Origin of the sequence: Pseudomonas sp. NPDC089752, from assembly GCF_044748725.1 — a bacterium.
Lineage (GTDB): Bacteria > Pseudomonadota > Gammaproteobacteria > Pseudomonadales > Pseudomonadaceae > Aquipseudomonas.
This window is the reverse complement of record NZ_JBIVGP010000013.1, coordinates 50,119-66,341: the sequence shown is the minus strand read 5'-3', so window position 1 is coordinate 66,341 and position 16,223 is coordinate 50,119. Positions and strand designations below refer to the sequence as shown.

16 protein-coding genes are annotated in these 16,223 nt (G+C 63.1%); 11 read left to right on the top strand and 5 right to left on the bottom strand.

The annotated features are described in order from the left end of the window. Positions 1-176 precede the first annotated feature (176 nt). Positions 177-1,703: a SulP family inorganic anion transporter gene (locus ACIPZF_RS20695; RefSeq protein ID WP_400802600.1), complete on the top strand. Its 1,527-nt coding sequence runs from the start codon at positions 177-179 to the stop codon at positions 1,701-1,703. A 27-nt stretch (positions 1,704-1,730) separates the two neighbouring features. Here ACIPZF_RS20695 and ACIPZF_RS20690 read toward each other — a convergent pair whose 3' ends face one another. Beyond that, positions 1,731-2,372, bottom strand: coding sequence for a hypothetical protein (locus ACIPZF_RS20690; RefSeq protein ID WP_400802599.1), 642 nt, complete (start codon positions 2,370-2,372; stop codon positions 1,731-1,733). A 368-nt stretch (positions 2,373-2,740) separates the two neighbouring features. Here ACIPZF_RS20690 and coxB point away from each other — a divergent pair, with 368 nt between their 5' ends. From coxB to ACIPZF_RS20670, 4 genes are read left to right on the top strand one after another with little or no spacing between them, the layout of a single operon-like run. Further along, positions 2,741-3,868 carry a cytochrome c oxidase subunit II gene (coxB, locus tag ACIPZF_RS20685; RefSeq protein WP_400802597.1) on the top strand — a complete coding sequence of 376 codons (1,128 nt, stop codon included), beginning with the start codon at positions 2,741-2,743 and terminating at the stop codon, positions 3,866-3,868. Between the two features lie 19 nt (positions 3,869-3,887). Further along, the gene (gene ctaD, locus ACIPZF_RS20680; protein ID WP_400802595.1) at positions 3,888-5,477 is read left to right on the top strand and encodes a cytochrome c oxidase subunit I; all 1,590 of its coding nucleotides are present in this window, start codon (positions 3,888-3,890) and stop codon (positions 5,475-5,477) included. A gap of 10 nt (positions 5,478-5,487) precedes the next feature. Then, positions 5,488-6,054 (top strand): cytochrome c oxidase assembly protein, encoded by a 567-nt coding sequence (locus ACIPZF_RS20675; protein WP_400802593.1) that lies wholly within the window; start codon positions 5,488-5,490, stop codon positions 6,052-6,054. Positions 6,055-6,070: 16 nt separating this feature from the next. Beyond that, positions 6,071-6,958, top strand: a complete 888-nt coding sequence (locus tag ACIPZF_RS20670) for a cytochrome c oxidase subunit 3 (protein ID WP_400802592.1) — start codon at positions 6,071-6,073, stop codon at positions 6,956-6,958. Positions 6,959-7,079: 121 nt separating this feature from the next. On the opposite strand, the gene ACIPZF_RS20665 is transcribed toward ACIPZF_RS20670, so the two are convergent. After that, on the bottom strand, positions 7,080-7,283 hold the full coding sequence (locus ACIPZF_RS20665; protein WP_400802590.1) for a twin transmembrane helix small protein: 204 nt from the start codon (positions 7,281-7,283) through the stop codon (positions 7,080-7,082). Between the two features lie 52 nt (positions 7,284-7,335). Here ACIPZF_RS20665 and ACIPZF_RS20660 point away from each other — a divergent pair, with 52 nt between their 5' ends. Genes ACIPZF_RS20660 through ACIPZF_RS20640 form a run of 5 tightly spaced genes read left to right on the top strand, consistent with a single transcriptional unit; the run spans position 7,336 to position 11,216 of the window. After that, on the top strand, positions 7,336-8,076 hold the full coding sequence (locus ACIPZF_RS20660; RefSeq protein WP_400802588.1) for an SURF1 family protein: 741 nt from the start codon (positions 7,336-7,338) through the stop codon (positions 8,074-8,076). Beyond that, positions 8,042-8,626, top strand: coding sequence for a hypothetical protein (locus ACIPZF_RS20655; protein ID WP_400802587.1), 585 nt, complete (start codon positions 8,042-8,044; stop codon positions 8,624-8,626). Before ACIPZF_RS20660 ends, ACIPZF_RS20655 begins: the two co-directional genes overlap by 35 nt. A gap of 9 nt (positions 8,627-8,635) precedes the next feature. Beyond that, positions 8,636-9,709, top strand: coding sequence for a heme A synthase (locus tag ACIPZF_RS20650; RefSeq protein ID WP_400802585.1), 1,074 nt, complete (start codon positions 8,636-8,638; stop codon positions 9,707-9,709). Further along, positions 9,694-10,587 (top strand): heme o synthase, encoded by an 894-nt coding sequence (gene cyoE, locus ACIPZF_RS20645; protein WP_400802583.1) that lies wholly within the window; start codon positions 9,694-9,696, stop codon positions 10,585-10,587. The genes ACIPZF_RS20650 and cyoE overlap by 16 nt, the downstream gene beginning before the upstream one ends. Then, complete coding sequence (locus tag ACIPZF_RS20640; RefSeq protein WP_400802581.1) at positions 10,584-11,216, top strand: SCO family protein; 633 nt, start codon at positions 10,584-10,586, stop codon at positions 11,214-11,216. Before cyoE ends, ACIPZF_RS20640 begins: the two co-directional genes overlap by 4 nt. A gap of 110 nt (positions 11,217-11,326) precedes the next feature. Here ACIPZF_RS20640 and ACIPZF_RS20635 read toward each other — a convergent pair whose 3' ends face one another. The 3 genes from ACIPZF_RS20635 to ACIPZF_RS20625 all read right to left on the bottom strand — a co-directional run bounded on the left by ACIPZF_RS20635 (position 11,327) and on the right by ACIPZF_RS20625 (position 13,840). After that, positions 11,327-12,097, bottom strand: a complete 771-nt coding sequence (locus ACIPZF_RS20635) for a MetQ/NlpA family ABC transporter substrate-binding protein (RefSeq protein ID WP_400802580.1) — start codon at positions 12,095-12,097, stop codon at positions 11,327-11,329. A gap of 64 nt (positions 12,098-12,161) precedes the next feature. Continuing rightward, positions 12,162-12,833 (bottom strand): methionine ABC transporter permease, encoded by a 672-nt coding sequence (locus tag ACIPZF_RS20630; protein ID WP_054902207.1) that lies wholly within the window; start codon positions 12,831-12,833, stop codon positions 12,162-12,164. After that, the gene (locus ACIPZF_RS20625) at positions 12,833-13,840 is read right to left on the bottom strand and encodes a methionine ABC transporter ATP-binding protein (protein WP_400802578.1); all 1,008 of its coding nucleotides are present in this window, start codon (positions 13,838-13,840) and stop codon (positions 12,833-12,835) included. The genes ACIPZF_RS20630 and ACIPZF_RS20625 overlap by 1 nt, the downstream gene beginning before the upstream one ends. A 225-nt stretch (positions 13,841-14,065) precedes the next feature. Between ACIPZF_RS20625 and katE the strand changes: the two genes are divergently transcribed. Next, positions 14,066-16,210 carry a catalase HPII gene (gene katE, locus ACIPZF_RS20620; protein WP_400802576.1) on the top strand — a complete coding sequence of 715 codons (2,145 nt, stop codon included), beginning with the start codon at positions 14,066-14,068 and terminating at the stop codon, positions 16,208-16,210. The last annotated feature ends 13 nt before the right edge of the window (positions 16,211-16,223 follow it).

Here is a 16,223-nt window from a genome sequence, read left to right as displayed (position 1 = left end):
ACCTTGATAGCCGGCTGCACCCGTCAGGGTGTGGCGCGGCCTTCTGCTGCCTTGAATTCCCTGACTGCCCTGCCGGCGTGCGCGCTGGCGGCCCGCGCCTGCGCGTTCGTCAGGGGCCACGTGCCCACGGCCAGAGGAATGGCCGTGTGACTTTTGAAAGGAGAAACACGGTGAACATGACACAGTTGAAAGCGGCCCTGCCGCGTGAGTTGTTGGCGTCAGTGGTGGTATTCCTGGTGGCCCTGCCCTTGTGCATGGGCATCGCGATCGCTTCGGGCATGCCGCCGGCCAAGGGGCTGATCACCGGCATCATTGGCGGCGTCGTGGTGGGCTTTCTGGCGGGCTCGCCCCTGCAGGTCAGCGGCCCGGCCGCCGGCTTGGCGGTGCTGGTGTTCGAACTGGTGCGCCAGCATGGCGTGGCCATGCTCGGGCCGATCCTGCTGCTGGCGGGGCTGCTGCAATTACTGGCCGGGCGCCTGCGCCTGGGCTGCTGGTTCCGGGTGACGGCGCCGGCCGTGGTGTACGGCATGTTGGCCGGCATTGGCGTGCTGATCGTGCTGTCACAGGTGCACGTGATGTTCGACAGCGCACCGCAACCGTCCGGCCTGCAGAACCTGCTGGAGTTCCCCACGACCGTTGCCGGTGCCTTGCCGCTGGAAAGCGCAGGCTCGGGCTGGCAAGCCGGTGCGCTCGGCTTGGGTACCATTTTCATCATGTGGGCCTGGGAGCGCCTGAAACCCCAAAAGCTGCGCTTCGTGCCGGGTGCTTTGCTGGGTGTGGGGGCGATGACGCTCATCAGCATGTGGTTGGCACTGCCGGTGAATCGCGTGCAAGTACCGGCAGACCTGTCCCAGGCGATCGACTGGATCCGCCCGGACGACCTGCTGAAACTGGCCGACCCTACCCTGCTGGTGGCCGCCTTCGCCCTGGCCTTCATCGCCAGCGCCGAAACCTTGCTGTCAGCCGCTGCCGTCGACCGCATGCACAGCGGCCAGCGCTCGGACTTCGATCGCGAGCTGTCGGCCCAAGGCATCGGCAACATGCTGTGCGGTGTGCTGGGCGCCCTGCCGATGACCGGCGTCATCGTGCGCAGCTCGGCCAACGTGCAGGCCGGTGCGCAGACTCGCGCTTCGGCCATCCTGCATGGCCTGTGGCTGTTGGCGTTCGTCGTGGTGTTGAGCAGCGTGCTGCAGCAGATCCCGGTGGCGAGCCTGGCGGGTGTGCTGGTGTACACCGGTATCAAGCTGGTGGACTTCAAGGCGTTTCGTGGGCTGGGTCGCTATGGCCGCATGCCGATGTTCACCTATGCGGCGACTGCCCTGGCGATCATCTTCACCGATCTTTTGACCGGTGTGCTGCTGGGCTTCGCCCTGACCTTGCTGAAGCTGGCGTTCAAGGCGGCGCGGCTGAAAATCAACCTGGTGGATCTGGAGAAAAAGGGGCACATGGAACTGCGCCTGAGCGGCGCGGCGACCTTCCTCAAGGTGCCGGCGCTGACCCAGGTGCTTGAGACTGTGCCGGCGGGGACCAAGCTGCATGTGCCGTTGGGCAACCTGAGTTACATCGACCATTCATGCCTGGAGCTGCTCGAGGACTGGGGGCGGAGCAATGCGGCGCATGGCTCGCGGTTGCTGATCGAGCAGCGCCGGTTGAAGCGGCGGATCGAGGGGCGGATGCGGACTACAGCGGGTGTGGGTGCCTGAGCTGGCCTCTTCGCGGGGCAGGTAACATCAGGCCGGCTGACCCAACTCCACACCCAGTTGACGCGACAGGCACGGCCAGCGTTTCCACGCCGCACCCGTTTCAGGGCTGCTCAACTTGTCGCGGTACGCCTCAACCGATTCCGCAGCAAAGCTCGCGTCATCGAGCATCTCATCCACCGAATGGTGCACCACCTCATCCAGCTGATTGGCGAACTCCTCGCCAATCAGCTGATGGGCAATCAAGTTCGCCATCGTGGTATCGAACGGTATCAGCGGCTGTTGGAAATGCCGGATATACAGATCGTTCACCTCCTCCACCAGCCGATGCGCCAGGTAGGCCTCATCCAGCAGGCAATCCACGCCCACATGCCCAGCCATGACCTCGGGCGGCTGCAGGAAGTAGGCTTCGGCAATCTTCAACACCGGTTTGATCTGCGACTCGATCCCGGCTTCGACCGCCACGTCATGGGCAGCCTCCAGCAACTCCGGAACCTGTTCGATGTAAGCGCTGACGAAGCGCGCCAAAGTACCCTGGGCGTCCTGCTCAGGCAGTTGGATCGAGGGGTGAAGGTGTGGCAGTTGGGCCTCGAGACGCGCTTTCAGTTGGCCAGTACGGCTCTCGTGAACGTGGGCTTGGCTAATTTGCTCGCGTACAGCTGCGATGTTCATGACAACTCCAGGGACAATACGTTTCAAACGGAAGACACTAAATTAGCTCGGTATACAGAATACCTAAGACGCATTTGTTATAAGCCCCGCAAACGTGTGCGCTCTTGGCTATATATTGGCGCCATTATTGTGCCACACCCTCTCTAGACTGGGCGTTTCGCGGCATTGGATGAATTCGTGAAGTTCATTTCACCCGCGCCGTTGCGTGCCATTGGTCGCTGTCTATACTCCGCTTGAACGTGATTCGTTGATGAGGCCCGACTGCTTTCGCAGGGGCTCGGTCGTCGAAGCCAGGCAGTCTTGACCGCCGTTCCCTCTTGCCGCAGGCCACGCCTCCGGGACTACAAGAATTAGAAGGGGAACCCGCAATGATGCGACATCCACATGTCTGGATGGGCCTCCTGTTGTGGACGGTTTTCGGTCAGGCCAACGCCGCCTGGACCGTGAACATGGCGCCGGGGGCGACGGAAGTCTCCAACGCCGTGTTCGACCTGCACATGACCATCTTCTGGATCTGCGTGATCATCGGCATCGTCGTGTTCGGCGCGATGTTCTGGTCCATGGTCATCCACCGCCGCTCCACCGGCCAGCAGGCCGCGCATTTCCACGAGCACACCTGGGTGGAAATCATGTGGACCGTGGTTCCCTTCCTGATCCTGGTGGCCATGGCCATCCCGGCCACCAAGACCCTGATCGACATCTACGACGCCAGCGAATCGGACATCGACATCCAGGTCACCGGCTACCAGTGGAAGTGGCACTACAAATACCTGGGCCAGGACGTGGAGTTCTTCAGCAACCTGGCCACCCCCGCCGACCAGATCCACAACAAGGCGCCCAAGGACGAGCACTACTTGCTCGAAGTCGACCAGCCGCTGGTGCTGCCGGTGGGCGCGAAAGTGCGCTTTCTGGTCACCGCCGCCGACGTCATCCATTCCTGGTGGGTACCGGCTTTTGCAGTCAAGCGCGATGCCATCCCAGGCTTCGTCAACGAAGCTTGGACGCGCATCGAGAAGCCCGGCATCTATCGCGGCCAGTGCACCGAGCTGTGCGGCAAGGACCACGGATTCATGCCGGTGGTGGTCGAGGTCAAATCCAAGGCCGACTATGACACCTGGCTCGGCGAGCGCAAGGCCGAGGCAGCCAAGCTCAAGGAGCTGACCAGCAAGGAATGGACCCTCGAAGAGCTGGTCGAGCGTGGCGACAAGGTCTACCACACCACCTGCGTTGCCTGTCACCAGGCCGAAGGCCAAGGGCTGCCGCCGATGTTCCCGGCACTCAAGGGTTCGAAGATCGCCACCGGGCCGAAGGAAGCCCACCTGGGCATCGTCTTCCACGGCAAGCCCGGCACCGCCATGGCCGCGTTCGGCAAGCAGCTCTCGGAAGTCGATATCGCCGCCGTGGTGACCTACGAGCGCAACGCCTGGGGCAACAACAAGGGCGACATGGTCACACCGAAGGACGTGCTGGCGCTCAAACAGGCCGAAGCGCAATGAACCTCGCAGGAGACAGGACATGAGTGCAGTCATCGACGACCACGCCCACGGCCATGACCACGCGCACGGCCCCGCCAAGGGCCTGATGCGCTGGGTGCTGACCACCAACCACAAGGACATCGGCACGATGTACCTGTGGTTCAGCTTCATCATGTTCCTGCTCGGCGGCTCGTTCGCCATGGTGATCCGCGCCGAGCTGTTCCAGCCGGGCCTGCAGATCGTCGAGCCGGCGTTCTTCAACCAGATGACCACCATGCACGGCCTGATCATGGTGTTCGGCGCGGTGATGCCGGCCTTCGTCGGCCTGGCCAACTGGATGATCCCGCTGATGATCGGCGCGCCCGACATGGCCCTGCCGCGGATGAACAACTTCAGCTTCTGGCTGCTGCCGGCGGCGTTCCTGCTGCTGGTCTCGACCCTGTTCAGCCCAGGCGGCGGGCCGAACTTCGGCTGGACCTTCTACGCGCCGCTGTCGACCACCTACGCGCCGGCCAGCGTGACCTTCTTCATCTTCGCCATTCACCTGATGGGCGTCAGCTCGATCATGGGCGCGATCAACGTGATCGCCACCATCCTCAACCTGCGCGCGCCCGGCATGACCCTGATGAAAATGCCGCTGTTCGTCTGGACCTGGCTGATCACTGCATTCCTGCTGATCGCGGTGATGCCGGTGCTGGCCGGGGTGGTGACCATGATGCTGATGGACATCCACTTCGGCACCAGCTTCTTCAGCGCCGCCGGTGGCGGTGACCCGGTGCTGTTCCAGCACGTGTTCTGGTTCTTCGGCCACCCCGAGGTGTACATCATGATCCTGCCGGCCTTCGGCGCGGTCAGCTCGATCATCCCGGCGTTCTCGCGCAAGCCGCTGTTCGGCTACACCTCGATGGTCTACGCCACCGGGGCGATCGCCTTCCTGTCGTTCATCGTCTGGGCCCACCACATGTTCGTGGTCGGCATCCCGGTGGTGGGCGAGCTGTTCTTCATGTACGCGACCATGCTGATCGCCGTGCCCACTGGGGTGAAGGTGTTCAACTGGGTCAGCACCATGTGGGAAGGCTCGCTGACCTTCGAGACGCCGATGCTGTTCGCCATCGCCTTCGTCATCCTGTTCACCATCGGCGGCTTCTCCGGCCTGATGCTGGCCATCGCCCCGGCCGACTTCCAGTACCACGACACCTACTTCGTGGTGGCGCACTTCCACTACGTGCTGGTGCCGGGGGCGATCTTCGGCATCTTCGCCTCGGCCTATTACTGGCTGCCGAAATGGACCGGCCACATGTACGACGAAACCCTCGGCAAGCTGCACTTCTGGCTGTCGTTCATCGGCATGAACATGGCCTTTTTCCCCATGCACTTCGTCGGCCTGGCCGGCATGCCGCGGCGGATCCCCGACTACAACCTGCAGTTCGCCGACTTCAACATGGTCTCGTCGATCGGCGCCTTCATGTTCGGCGCCACGCAGATCTTCTTCCTGTTCATCGTCATCAAGTGCATCCGTGGCGGCGCGCCGGCCCCGGCCAAACCTTGGGATGGCGCCGAAGGGCTGGAGTGGTCGATCCCGTCACCGGCGCCCTACCACACCTTCCAGACCCCACCGGAAGTGAAATAGGACACCGACCATGACCGGCCAACCGCTCAAACGCCTGGTACTGCGCCTGCTGATGCTGACGGTGGTGATGTTCGCCTTCGGCTTCGCCCTGGTGCCGATCTACGACGTGATGTGCAGGGCCTTCGGCATCAACGGCAAGACCGGCGGGCAGTACGAGGGCAGCCAGGTCAGCGACCCGACGCGTTCGGTGCGGGTGCAGTTCATGTCGACCAATGCCAGCGACATGGTCTGGGACTTCTACTCCACCGCCGACCAGCTTGAAGTCAACCCGGGCGCGGTCAATCAGATGATCTTCATCGCCCACAACCCGACCGACCGGCCGATGAGCGCCCAGGCCATACCGAGCATCACGCCGGCGGAAGCGGCGGCGTATTTCCACAAGACCGAGTGCTTCTGCTTTACCCAGCAGGTGCTGCAGCCCGGCGAACGCATCGAGATGCCGGTGCGCTTCATCGTCGACCGCGACCTGCCGGCCGGCGTGAAGCACCTGACACTGGCCTACACCTTGTTCGACATCACCGCTCGCCACCCGCCGGTCGCGCATGTCGCGGCCCAGGGCGTTCAAGGCGCCCGTTAAGGGAAGGAGAACAGCAATGGCAAGTCATGAGCACTACTACGTACCGGCGCAGAGCAAGTGGCCGATCATCGCCACCATCGGCATGTTCATCACCGTGTACGGCCTGGGCACCTGGTTCAACGACATGAAGGCCGGCCATCCCGATTCCCACGGGCCACTGATCTTCTTCGTCGGGGCGTTGTTCCTGGCCTACATGCTGTTCGGCTGGTTCGGCGCGGTGGTGAAGGAAAGTCGCGCCGGGCTGTACAGCCCGCAGCTGGACCGCTCGTTCCGCTGGGGCATGAGCTGGTTCATCTTTTCCGAAGTGATGTTCTTCATGGCCTTCTTTGGCGCGCTGTTCTACGTGCGAGTGCTGGCCGGGCCGTGGCTCGGGGGCGAAGGCGCCAAAGGCGTAGCGCATATGCTCTGGCCCAGTTTCGAGTTCACCTGGCCGTTGCTGCACACGCCCGATCCCAAGCTGTTCCCGCCGCCCAAGGAAGTCATCGACCCGTGGCACCTGCCGCTGATCAACACCATCCTGCTGGTCAGCTCCAGCGTGACCATCACCATCGCTCACCATGCGTTGCGCCGTGACCATCGCGGCCCGCTGAAACTGTGGATGGCGCTGACCATCGTGCTGGGCCTGAGCTTCATCGCGCTGCAGGCCTACGAGTATCACGAGGCCTACAACAAGCTGGGGCTGACGCTGGGATCGGGGATCTACGGCGCGACCTTCTTCATGCTCACGGGCTTTCACGGCGCCCACGTGACGTTGGGCACGATCATCCTCATCGTCATGTTCGTGCGCATCCTGCGTGGGCACTTCAACCCCGACAAACACTTCGGTTTCGAGGCGGCCAGCTGGTACTGGCACTTCGTCGATGTGGTGTGGGTGGGGCTGTTCATCTTTGTGTACGTGCTTTGAGAAGCAATGCAGAAACCCTGTGGGAGCGGGCTTGCCCCGCGAACACCGGCGAAGCCGGTGCCAGGCACCGCGCCGCTTCTTCGCGGGGCAAGCCCGCTCCCACAGGGTTTAGGTGGAACTTTCAGAAGGGTGCGTGGGAAACCAGCTGGCCGCTGATCAAGCCGTAAGCCACCAAGGCGATGGTCAGGCTGGCGAGGGTCACGCGCACGGTCAGCGCCTTGAGTAGGCGGGTCGAGTTTTCATCGTCCTTGACCAGAAACACCAGGCCACTGAACAGGCTGGCAACCGTGGCCAACAGCATCAGGACAATCGCGGCCTTGAGCATGGCGGTAACTCCGGGGGGATGCGGTGATGTGGATAAGTATAGCGAGGCGCCCGTGAGGCCGTTTCGCCCAGGCTGGATACCGACCCTGGTGGTGCTTGCGCTGCTGCCGGGGTTGATCGCGCTCGGCTGCTGGCAGCTGGGCCGCGCCGATGAAAAGCGTGCGCTGCTGGCGACCTATGCCGAGCGCAGCGTTGACGCGCCGCTGACCACCACCCAGCTGCAGCAAAACGACGACAGCGCCTTCCGCCGTGTGCACCTCTATGGCCGTTTCGATGCCGAGCACAGCCTGCTGCTGGACAACCGCATGCGCGACGGCCAGGCCGGCGTCGAGCTGCTGCAGCCCTTCCATGACCAGCCCAGCGGCCTGTGGCTGCTGGTCAACCGCGGTTGGTTGCCCTGGCCGGATCGCAGGGTGCCGGTAACGTTCGACACCCCGGTGCAGGCGTTGGCTCTGGATGCTTCGGTCTACGTGGCCCCGGGCAGCACCTTCCAGCTGCACCCCGACCCGGTCGGCGGCCAGTGGCCGCATCTGCTCACGGCCGTGAACCCGGTGCAGCTCTGGCAACAGCTCGGGCGAGAAGGATTTGCCCATGAGCTTCGCCTGCAGCCTGGCCCTGCGACCTACCGCCTGGACTGGCCGGTAGTCGCCATGGGCCCGGAAAAGCACTTGGGCTACGCGGTGCAGTGGTTCGCCCTGGCCACCGCGCTGGTGCTGCTCTACCTCTATTTCGGTTGGCACAACAAGAAGGAGAACCACCATGGCCGCCGCCACCACTCCACTGAACGTGCCTGAACGTCGCAAACCCAGAGCCCGCGGGCGTTTGCAGCTGATTTTGATTCTGCTGGTGGTGCTCGGCCCGATGATCCTGGCCACCAGCATGTACAAGCTCAAGTTCTGGGTGCCGGAAGGCCGCAGCTACCACGGCACGATGATCGGCAACGGCGAAAGCCGCAGCGATATCGGCATCACCGGCGAGGATGCGCGCTGGCAGTTGCTGGTCAGCGCGCCTGAAGCGTGCGCCGAGGACTGCCAGCGCCTGGTGTACCTGGCGCGGCAGATTCAGGTCGGCCTGGGCCGCGACGCCAGCCGCGCCAGCCATGCCCTGGCCGCTGCGCAGCCTTTGAGCGCGGACTATCAAACCCTGCTGGGGCGTGAATACCCGCAGTTGCAACGCTACCCGCTGGATGCCCAGCGTTACATCCAGAAGGTCGGGGAGCTCGCCCCGCACCTGTGGATCGTCGACCCGCACGGCAATCTGGTGCTCCGCTACGACGGCAAGGTCAACGGCAAGCAGGTGCTCGACGACCTGCGCCACCTGCTCAAGCTGTCCAACATCGGCTAGGAGCCTGCCATGGCCAGACCCGGATTTCGCCTCGCTGTGTTCGCCACCTTGCTGGCGCTGGTGGTCGTCCTGCTCGGTGCCTACACCCGCCTGACCCACGCTGGCTTGGGCTGCCCCGACTGGCCAGGCTGCTATGGCTTTATCAGCGTGCCGAAGACCGACGCGCAACTGGCACATGCCGAGCTGCACTTCCCCGAGCATCCGGTGGAAGAAGCCAAGGGCTGGGCCGAGATGGTCCACCGCTACTTTGCCGGGACGCTGGCCCTGGTGATTGCCTTGCTCGCGTTCCAGGCCGTGAAGCGCCATGCCCGCGACGGCCAGCCGTACCGCTTGCCGGTATTGCTGCTGGGCGTGGTGCTGGCGCAGGCGGCGTTCGGCATGTGGACGGTGACGCTCAAGCTGTGGCCACAGGTAGTCACCGCACACCTGCTCGGGGGCTTCACCACCTTGAGCTTGCTGCTCCTGCTATCCCTGCGTCTATCCCGGGCCTTTGCGCCATTGCCGAAGTTACCGCTGAGCCTGCGCCGGATCGCTGCGCTGGCGCTGTTGGTGGTAGTCGGCCAGATCGCCTTGGGCGGCTGGGTCAGCGCCAACTATGCGGCGGTTGCCTGTATCGACTTGCCTACCTGCCATGGCCAGTGGTGGCCGGCAGCGGATTTCAGCAACGGCTTCCACCTCACCCAACACGTCGGCCCCAACTACCTCGGCGGGCAGCTGGACAGCGATGCCCGCACCGCCATCCATATCAGCCACCGGTTGGGCGCACTGCTGGTTACCTGCGTGCTGCTGATGCTCAGCTGGAAGCTGCACCGTTGTGGCCTGCCGGGGCTTGGAAAGTTGGTGCTGCTGGCCCTGGCGCTGCAGGTTGGCCTGGGCATCAGCAACGTGCTGTTCCACCTGCCGCTGGCCGTGGCCGTGGCGCATAACGCCGGCGGCGCGCTGTTGCTGCTGAGCATGGTGCTGGTGAACTACCGCATCCGCGTGGTCGACAAGGTACGCGTCGGCCATGGCTGGCGCCTGACTCCGGTCACCGGCGTCGGCGTATCCCATCACATGAGGAACGATTCGTGGCGACGGTTCTGACTGCCCAGCGTGCCGGCTGGCGCGATTACCTGGAGCTGACCAAGCCCAAGGTCGTGGTGCTGATGTTGATCACCTCGCTGGTGGGCATGTTCCTGGCGACCCGTGCCGGTGTGCCCTGGAGCGTGCTGCTGTTCGGCAACCTGGGCATCGCCCTGTGCGCGGGCGGCGCGGCGGTGGTCAACCATGTCGTGGATCGGCGTATCGATGCATTGATGGCGCGCACCCACAAGCGGCCGATTGCCGAGGGGCGGGTCGAGCCGCTGCCGGCCCTGTTGTTTGCCTTCGCGCTGGCAGTGCTGGGTATGGCCCTGCTGCTGGTGTTCACCAACGCGCTCACTGCCTGGCTGACGCTGGCGTCCTTGCTCGGCTATGCAGTGCTCTACACCGGCTATCTCAAGCGTGCGACACCACAGAACATCGTCATCGGCGGCCTGGCTGGCGCGGCCCCGCCGCTGCTTGGCTGGGTGGCGGTGAGCGGCCACATCAGCGCCGAACCCCTGCTGCTGGTGCTGATCATCTTCGCCTGGACCCCGCCGCACTTCTGGGCTTTGGCCATCCACCGCAAAGAGGAATACGCCAAGGCCGATATTCCGATGCTGCCGGTGACCCACGGCGAGCGCTACACCAAGCTGCACATCCTGCTCTACACCCTGATTTTGCTGGCGGTCACCTTGCTGCCCTATGCCATCCACATGAGCGGCCCGCTGTACCTGGCCTGCGGCCTCGCCCTGGGCCTGCGCTTCCTGCAATGGGCCTGGGTGTTGTACCGTGGCAGCCGGCCGCACGCGGCGATCGGCACGTTCAAGTACTCTATCGGCTACTTGTTCGCGCTGTTCATCGCGTTGCTCGTTGACCACTACTTGTTGCTGAACCTATGACCCGAACCCAGAAAACCGTCTTCATCCTCGTCGCCCTGGTCGCGTTGATCATGGGCCTGACCGTCAACAAAGTGCTTAACGGCCGTGACCAGCTCAACCCGACCGAGCTGATCGACGCCGGCATCATCCTGCTGCCGCAGAGCCGTACGGTGGCGGACGTGACCATGACCAACCAGGATGGCCAGCCGGTGCAGCTGGATGACCTGAAAGGCAAATGGTCGCTGCTGTTCTTCGGCTACACCTACTGCCCGGACATCTGCCCGACCACCCTGGCCCAGTTGCGCCAGGTCAAGAGCGAGCTGCCCAAGGACGCCGTGGACCGGCTGCAGGTGGTGCTGGTGAGTGTGGACCCGAACCGCGACACGCCGAACCAGCTCAAGCAGTACCTGGGCTATTTCGACAAGGATTTCGTGGGCGTGGCGGGGTCGATCGAGGATACCCAGAAACTGGCGAATGCCTTGAGCATCCCGTTCATTCCGGCGGATACCAGCAAGCCTGGGTATACCGTGGATCACAGCGGCAACCTGGCCATCGTCGGGCCGGATGGGCGTCAGCGCGGGTTCATTCGGGCGCCGTTCAACAACCAGAAGCTGGTGGCTCAGTTGCCGGGGCTGGTCAAGCGGGATTGATTGGGCTTTAAAAGCTTCGCGGGGCAAGCCCGCTCCCACAATGGTCCTGCAATCACCGGCCACTGTGGGAGCGGGCTTGCCCCGCGAAGAATTCAGCTCGATCTAAAAGCTTAGAACGCCGGTACTACAGCACCTTTGTACTTCTCGGTAATGAACTGCTTCACCTCAGGCGAATGCAACGCCGCGGCCAGCTTCTTCATATCTTCCGAGTCCTTGTTGTCCGGGCGGGCAACCAGGATGTTCACATACGGCGAGTCGCTGCCTTCAATGGCCAGCGCATCCTTCTCAGGATTCAGCTTGGCTTCCAGCGCGTAGTTAGTGTTGATCAGGGCCGCATCGACCTGAGTCAGCACGCGCGGGATGGTGGCTGCTTCCAGCTCACGGAACTTCACGTTCTTCGGGTTCTCGACAACATCCTTCACGGTCGACAGGATGTTCTTGTTGTCCTTGAGCTTGATCACGCCTGCCTTGTCCAGCAGCAACAGGGCACGGCCGCCGTTGGTGGCGTCGTTGGGGATGACCACGGTGGCGCCGGATGGCAGCTCGTCGAGCTTCTTGTGCTTGGTGGAGTACACGCCCAGCGGCTCGATGTGCACGCCGGCAACGCTGACCAGGTTGGTGCCCTTGGCCTTGTTGAACTCATCCAGGTACGGCTGGTGCTGGAAGAAGTTGGCGTCCAGACGCTTCTCGGCGACCTGCACGTTAGGCTGGATGTAGTCGGTGAACTCTTTCACCTTGAGCGTCACGCCCTCTTTCTCCAACTGCGGTTTGACGAAGTTGAGAATCTCGGCGTGCGGCACCGGGGTGGCGGCGACGGTCAGGTCACCGGCGTGGGCCGAAAAGGCCGCGACGGCGGCAGCAACAGCAAGCAGCTTCTTCATTGATCACTCCTTGTGAGGGCCGCGACGGCCCCCGAACGGGTCGGCTGAGCCGACCCCATTGGGGTTACTTACGGGAAAAATGCACGACCAGTTTGTCGCCCACGCTTTGCAGGACTTGAACCAGCACCAGCAACAGCACCACGGTGACTACCATCACATCGGTCTGGAATCGCTGGTAACCGAAGCGAATCGCCAAGTCGCCCAGGCCGCCCGCGCCGACCACACCGGCCATGGCGGTGTACGACACCAGGGTGATCGCGGTGACGGTGATGGCGGCGAAGATGCCCGGACGGGCCTCCGGCAGCAGCGCGTTGGTGATGATCTGGCGGGTGGTGGCGCCCATCGACTGGGTGGCCTCGATGATGCCGCGGTCCACTTCCCGCAGGGCGGTTTCCACCAGGCGCGCGAAGAACGGGGTGGCACCCACCACCAGCGGCGGGATGGCGCCAGCGACGCCCAGCGAGGTGCCGGTGATCAGCACGGTGATCGGGATCATCACGATCAGCAGGATGATGAACGGCAACGAGCGCAGGATGTTGACGATCAGCGACAGCAGCGCATACACGCCCTTCTGCTCGAACATCTGCCGCGGGCCGCAGAGGAACAGCAGCACGCCCAGCGGCAGACCCAGGAGCACGGTGAAGAACAGCGAGCCGAACAGCATGATCATGGTGTCGATGGTGGCCAGCCAGATTTCGGCCCAGTCGACGTTGGCGAAGAAATTCAGGGCGTCCATCAACGCAGTACCTCCATATGTACGTCAGCTGCCTTGAAGCGGGCGAACGCCGCTTCCATGTCACCGCCGATCAGGGCGAGGGTGAGCTGGCCATAGGGGACATCCTTGATGCGGTCGATGCGCCCGGCGAGGATGCTGTAGTCCACTCCGGTTTCGCGGGCCACGGTGCCCAGCAGCGGCGCGTAGGTGGCGTCGCCCTGGAAGGTCAGGCGCACGATGCGGCCCGGTACGTGGGCGAAGTCGTCGCGTTGCTCGCCTTCGTCGACCTGCTCGTCTTCCTGGACGAAGCGCTTGGTGGTCGGGTGCTGCGGGTGCAGGAACACCTCGGCCACCGAGCCTTGCTCGACGATCAGCCCGGCATCCATCACTGCCACGCGGTCGCAGACCCGGCGGATCACGTCCATCTCGTGGGTGATCAGCACGATGGTCAGCTTCAGCTCACGGTTGATCTCGGCCAGCAGTTGCAGCACCGACGCCGTGGTCTGCGGGTCGAGGGCGCTGGTGGCCTCGTCGCACAGCAGAATCTTCGGGTTGGTGGACAGGGCGCGGGCGATGCCGACGCGCTGCTTCTGGCCGCCCGACAACTGCGCCGGGTACTTTTTCGCGTGGTCTTGCAGGCCGACGCGGGCCAAAAGCTCGGTGACGCGTTTGTCGATCTGGCTGCGCGACAGCTCGCCGGCCAGGGTCAGCGGCAGGGCGACGTTGTCGGCGACGGTCTTGGAGGCCAGCAGGTTGAAGTGCTGGAAGATCATCCCGACCTGCTGGCGGAAACCGCGCAGCTGGGTGGCGTTGAACGCGGTGACGTCTTCGCCGTCGACGATGATCGTGCCGCCGGACGGCTCTTCCAGGCGGTTGATCAGGCGCAGCATGGTGCTTTTGCCGGCGCCGGAATGGCCGATCAGGCCGAACACCTGGCCGGCTTCGATGGTCAGGCTGGTCGGGTTCAGGGCGGGGATTTCCCTACCGGCGACGCGGTAGGTCTTGTGGACATGTTGGAACTCGATCACGTAGCGAACCTTGTGGGGCGCATGGAAATTGGGGTCAGCGGTAGGCTGGGGTGGCGCATTTTAGCCTTTTCCCATAGTTGTTCTTAGCATTTATTTCGTAATGGACCAATCCATCCGGCATAACGCGACAACTGGTAATCCTGATTGAACGCTCATCGAAGCCCTCCAGTCACTACAAGAACAAGCCCGAATGGGCACGCCTGAAGACTGATGAGGAGAGCCGAGATGCCCAGCAAAAAAACGGATGCGCCGAAGCAGAGCGAACTCGCCGGTACCGCAACCCCTGATCGTGCCAACACCAACACCAAGTTGCAGAGCCTCGAGAATGTGCGTAGCGATGCCACCGGCCAGGCGCTTCGGACCAATCAGGGCGTGCGCATAGCTGATAACCAGAACACCCTCAAGGCAGGTGATCGCGGGCCTTCGTTGCTCGAAGATTTCATCATGCGCGAGAAGATCACCCACTTCGACCATGAACGCATCCCTGAACGTATCGTCCATGCCCGCGGCACCGGGGCCCACGGCTTCTTTCAGAGTTACGGCAACCATGCCGAGTTGACCAAGGCCGGATTCCTGCAGGATCCGCAGAAGATCACCCCAGTGTTCGTGCGGTTTTCCACGGTTCAGGGGCCTCGGGGCTCGGGCGACACCGTTCGTGATGTGCGCGGGTTTGCCGTCAAGTTCTATACCGATGAAGGCAATTTCGACCTGGTTGGCAACAACATGCCCGTGTTTTTCATTCAGGACGCGATCAAGTTTCCCGACTTCGTCCACGCGGTGAAGCCAGAGCCTCACAACGAGATACCTACGGGTGGCTCAGCCCATGACACTTTCTGGGACTTCGTTTCGCTGGTGCCGGAATCGGCGCACATGGTCATGTGGGCCATGTCCGACCGCGCCATCCCCCGCAGCCTGCGCATGATGGAAGGTTTCGGCGTGCATACCTTCCGCCTGATCAATGCTGAAGGTGTGGCGAGCTTCGTCAAGTTCCACTGGAAGCCGAAGCAGGGCGTTCACTCGTTGCTGTGGGACGAGGCGCAAAAGCTGGCAGGCAAGGACACCGACTTCCAGCGCCGGGACCTGTGGGAAGCCATCGAGACCGGTGATTATCCTGAATGGGAACTGGGCGTGCAGATCGTCGCCGAGGCCGATGAGCACAAATTCGACTTCGACCTGCTTGACCCTACCAAGATCATCCCCGAAGAACTGGTGCCGGTCACCCCGCTGGGCAAGATGGTGCTCAATCGCAACCCCGACAACTTCTTTGCCGAGGTCGAGCAGGTCGCCTTCTGCCCCGGGCATATCGTGCCGGGCATCGACTTCACCAATGATCCATTGCTGCAGGGCCGACTGTTCTCCTACACCGACACCCAGCTCAGCCGCCTGGGCGGGCCCAACTTCCACCAGATTCCAATCAACCGCCCAGTCGCGCCCAACCACAACAACCAGCGCGATGCCTTGCATCAGCATGTGGTGCACAAGGGGCGTGCTTCCTACGAGCCGAACTCCATCGATGGCGGCTGGCCGAAAGAAACCCCGCCTGCCGCGCAGGATGGCGGCTTCGAGAGTTATCAGGAGCGTATCGATGCCCACAAGATCCGCCAGCGCAGCGAATCGTTCGGTGACCACTTCTCGCAAGCGCGGTTGTTTTTCCAGAGCATGAGCCCGAACGAGCAGCAGCACATCATCAAGGCTTACAGCTTTGAACTGGGCAAAGTGGAGCGTGAAGCGATTCGCGCGCGCGAGGTCAACGAAATCCTCGCCAATATCGACCTCAAGCTGGCCGCCGCAGTGGCCGCCAATCTCGGCCTGCCTGCGCCGAAGGCCGGTACGGTCAAGGTCAAGGGTAGCCAGCTGGCGCAGTCGCCGGCCCTGAGCCAGATGAACCATCCGGGCGTGGTCGGTATCAAGGGGCGCAAGATAGCCGTGCTGCTGGCTGACGGGGTGGATGGGGGCAGCGTGGACCGGCTGGTCAAGGCCCTGGAAGCACACAGCGCCCGCATTCTGCTGCTTGGGCCCACTTCAGCTCCGGTGAAAACGGCAGATGGAAAGCAGCTGCCAGTGGATGCGTCGATGGAGGGCATGCCTTCTATCATGTTCGACGGGGTGTTGGTGCCGGCGGGCAAGGCTGCACTGGATGCCCTGGGCGCCAGTGGGCTGGCCAAGCACTTCCTGCTGGAAGCCTACAAACACCTCAAGGCCATAGGGTTTGCGAAGGAAGGCAAGGCATTGGTTGATGGGTTGGGGCTGAAGGAAGATAAAGGCTTGCTGCTGGGGGATGACCAGAAAACCATGGATGCCTTTGTCAAAGCAGTCGAAGGGCATCGGGTTTGGGAGCGGGAGGCGGCTGCGGAAGCGGTGCCTGCCTGATAGGGCCTCTTCG

Bases quoted from the DNA above. Each gene is read 5' to 3' on its own strand.
- ACIPZF_RS20640 (WP_400802581.1), top strand. From the start codon at position 10,584: ATGACCCGAACCCAGAAAACCGTCTTCATCCTCGTCGCCCTGGTCGCG.
- katE (WP_400802576.1), top strand. From the start codon at position 14,066: ATGCCCAGCAAAAAAACGGATGCGCCGAAGCAGAGCGAACTCGCCGGT.
- coxB (WP_400802597.1), top strand. From the start codon at position 2,741: ATGATGCGACATCCACATGTCTGGATGGGCCTCCTGTTGTGGACGGTT.
- ACIPZF_RS20675 (WP_400802593.1), top strand. From the start codon at position 5,488: ATGACCGGCCAACCGCTCAAACGCCTGGTACTGCGCCTGCTGATGCTG.
- ACIPZF_RS20655 (WP_400802587.1), top strand. From the start codon at position 8,042: ATGGCCGCCGCCACCACTCCACTGAACGTGCCTGAACGTCGCAAACCC.
- ACIPZF_RS20695 (WP_400802600.1), top strand. From the start codon at position 177: ATGACACAGTTGAAAGCGGCCCTGCCGCGTGAGTTGTTGGCGTCAGTG.
- ACIPZF_RS20690 (WP_400802599.1), bottom strand. From the start codon at position 2,372: ATGAACATCGCAGCTGTACGCGAGCAAATTAGCCAAGCCCACGTTCAC.
- ctaD (WP_400802595.1), top strand. From the start codon at position 3,888: ATGAGTGCAGTCATCGACGACCACGCCCACGGCCATGACCACGCGCAC.
- ACIPZF_RS20665 (WP_400802590.1), bottom strand. From the start codon at position 7,283: ATGCTCAAGGCCGCGATTGTCCTGATGCTGTTGGCCACGGTTGCCAGC.
- ACIPZF_RS20650 (WP_400802585.1), top strand. From the start codon at position 8,636: ATGGCCAGACCCGGATTTCGCCTCGCTGTGTTCGCCACCTTGCTGGCG.
- ACIPZF_RS20635 (WP_400802580.1), bottom strand. From the start codon at position 12,097: ATGAAGAAGCTGCTTGCTGTTGCTGCCGCCGTCGCGGCCTTTTCGGCC.
- ACIPZF_RS20670 (WP_400802592.1), top strand. From the start codon at position 6,071: ATGGCAAGTCATGAGCACTACTACGTACCGGCGCAGAGCAAGTGGCCG.
- ACIPZF_RS20630 (WP_054902207.1), bottom strand. From the start codon at position 12,833: ATGGACGCCCTGAATTTCTTCGCCAACGTCGACTGGGCCGAAATCTGG.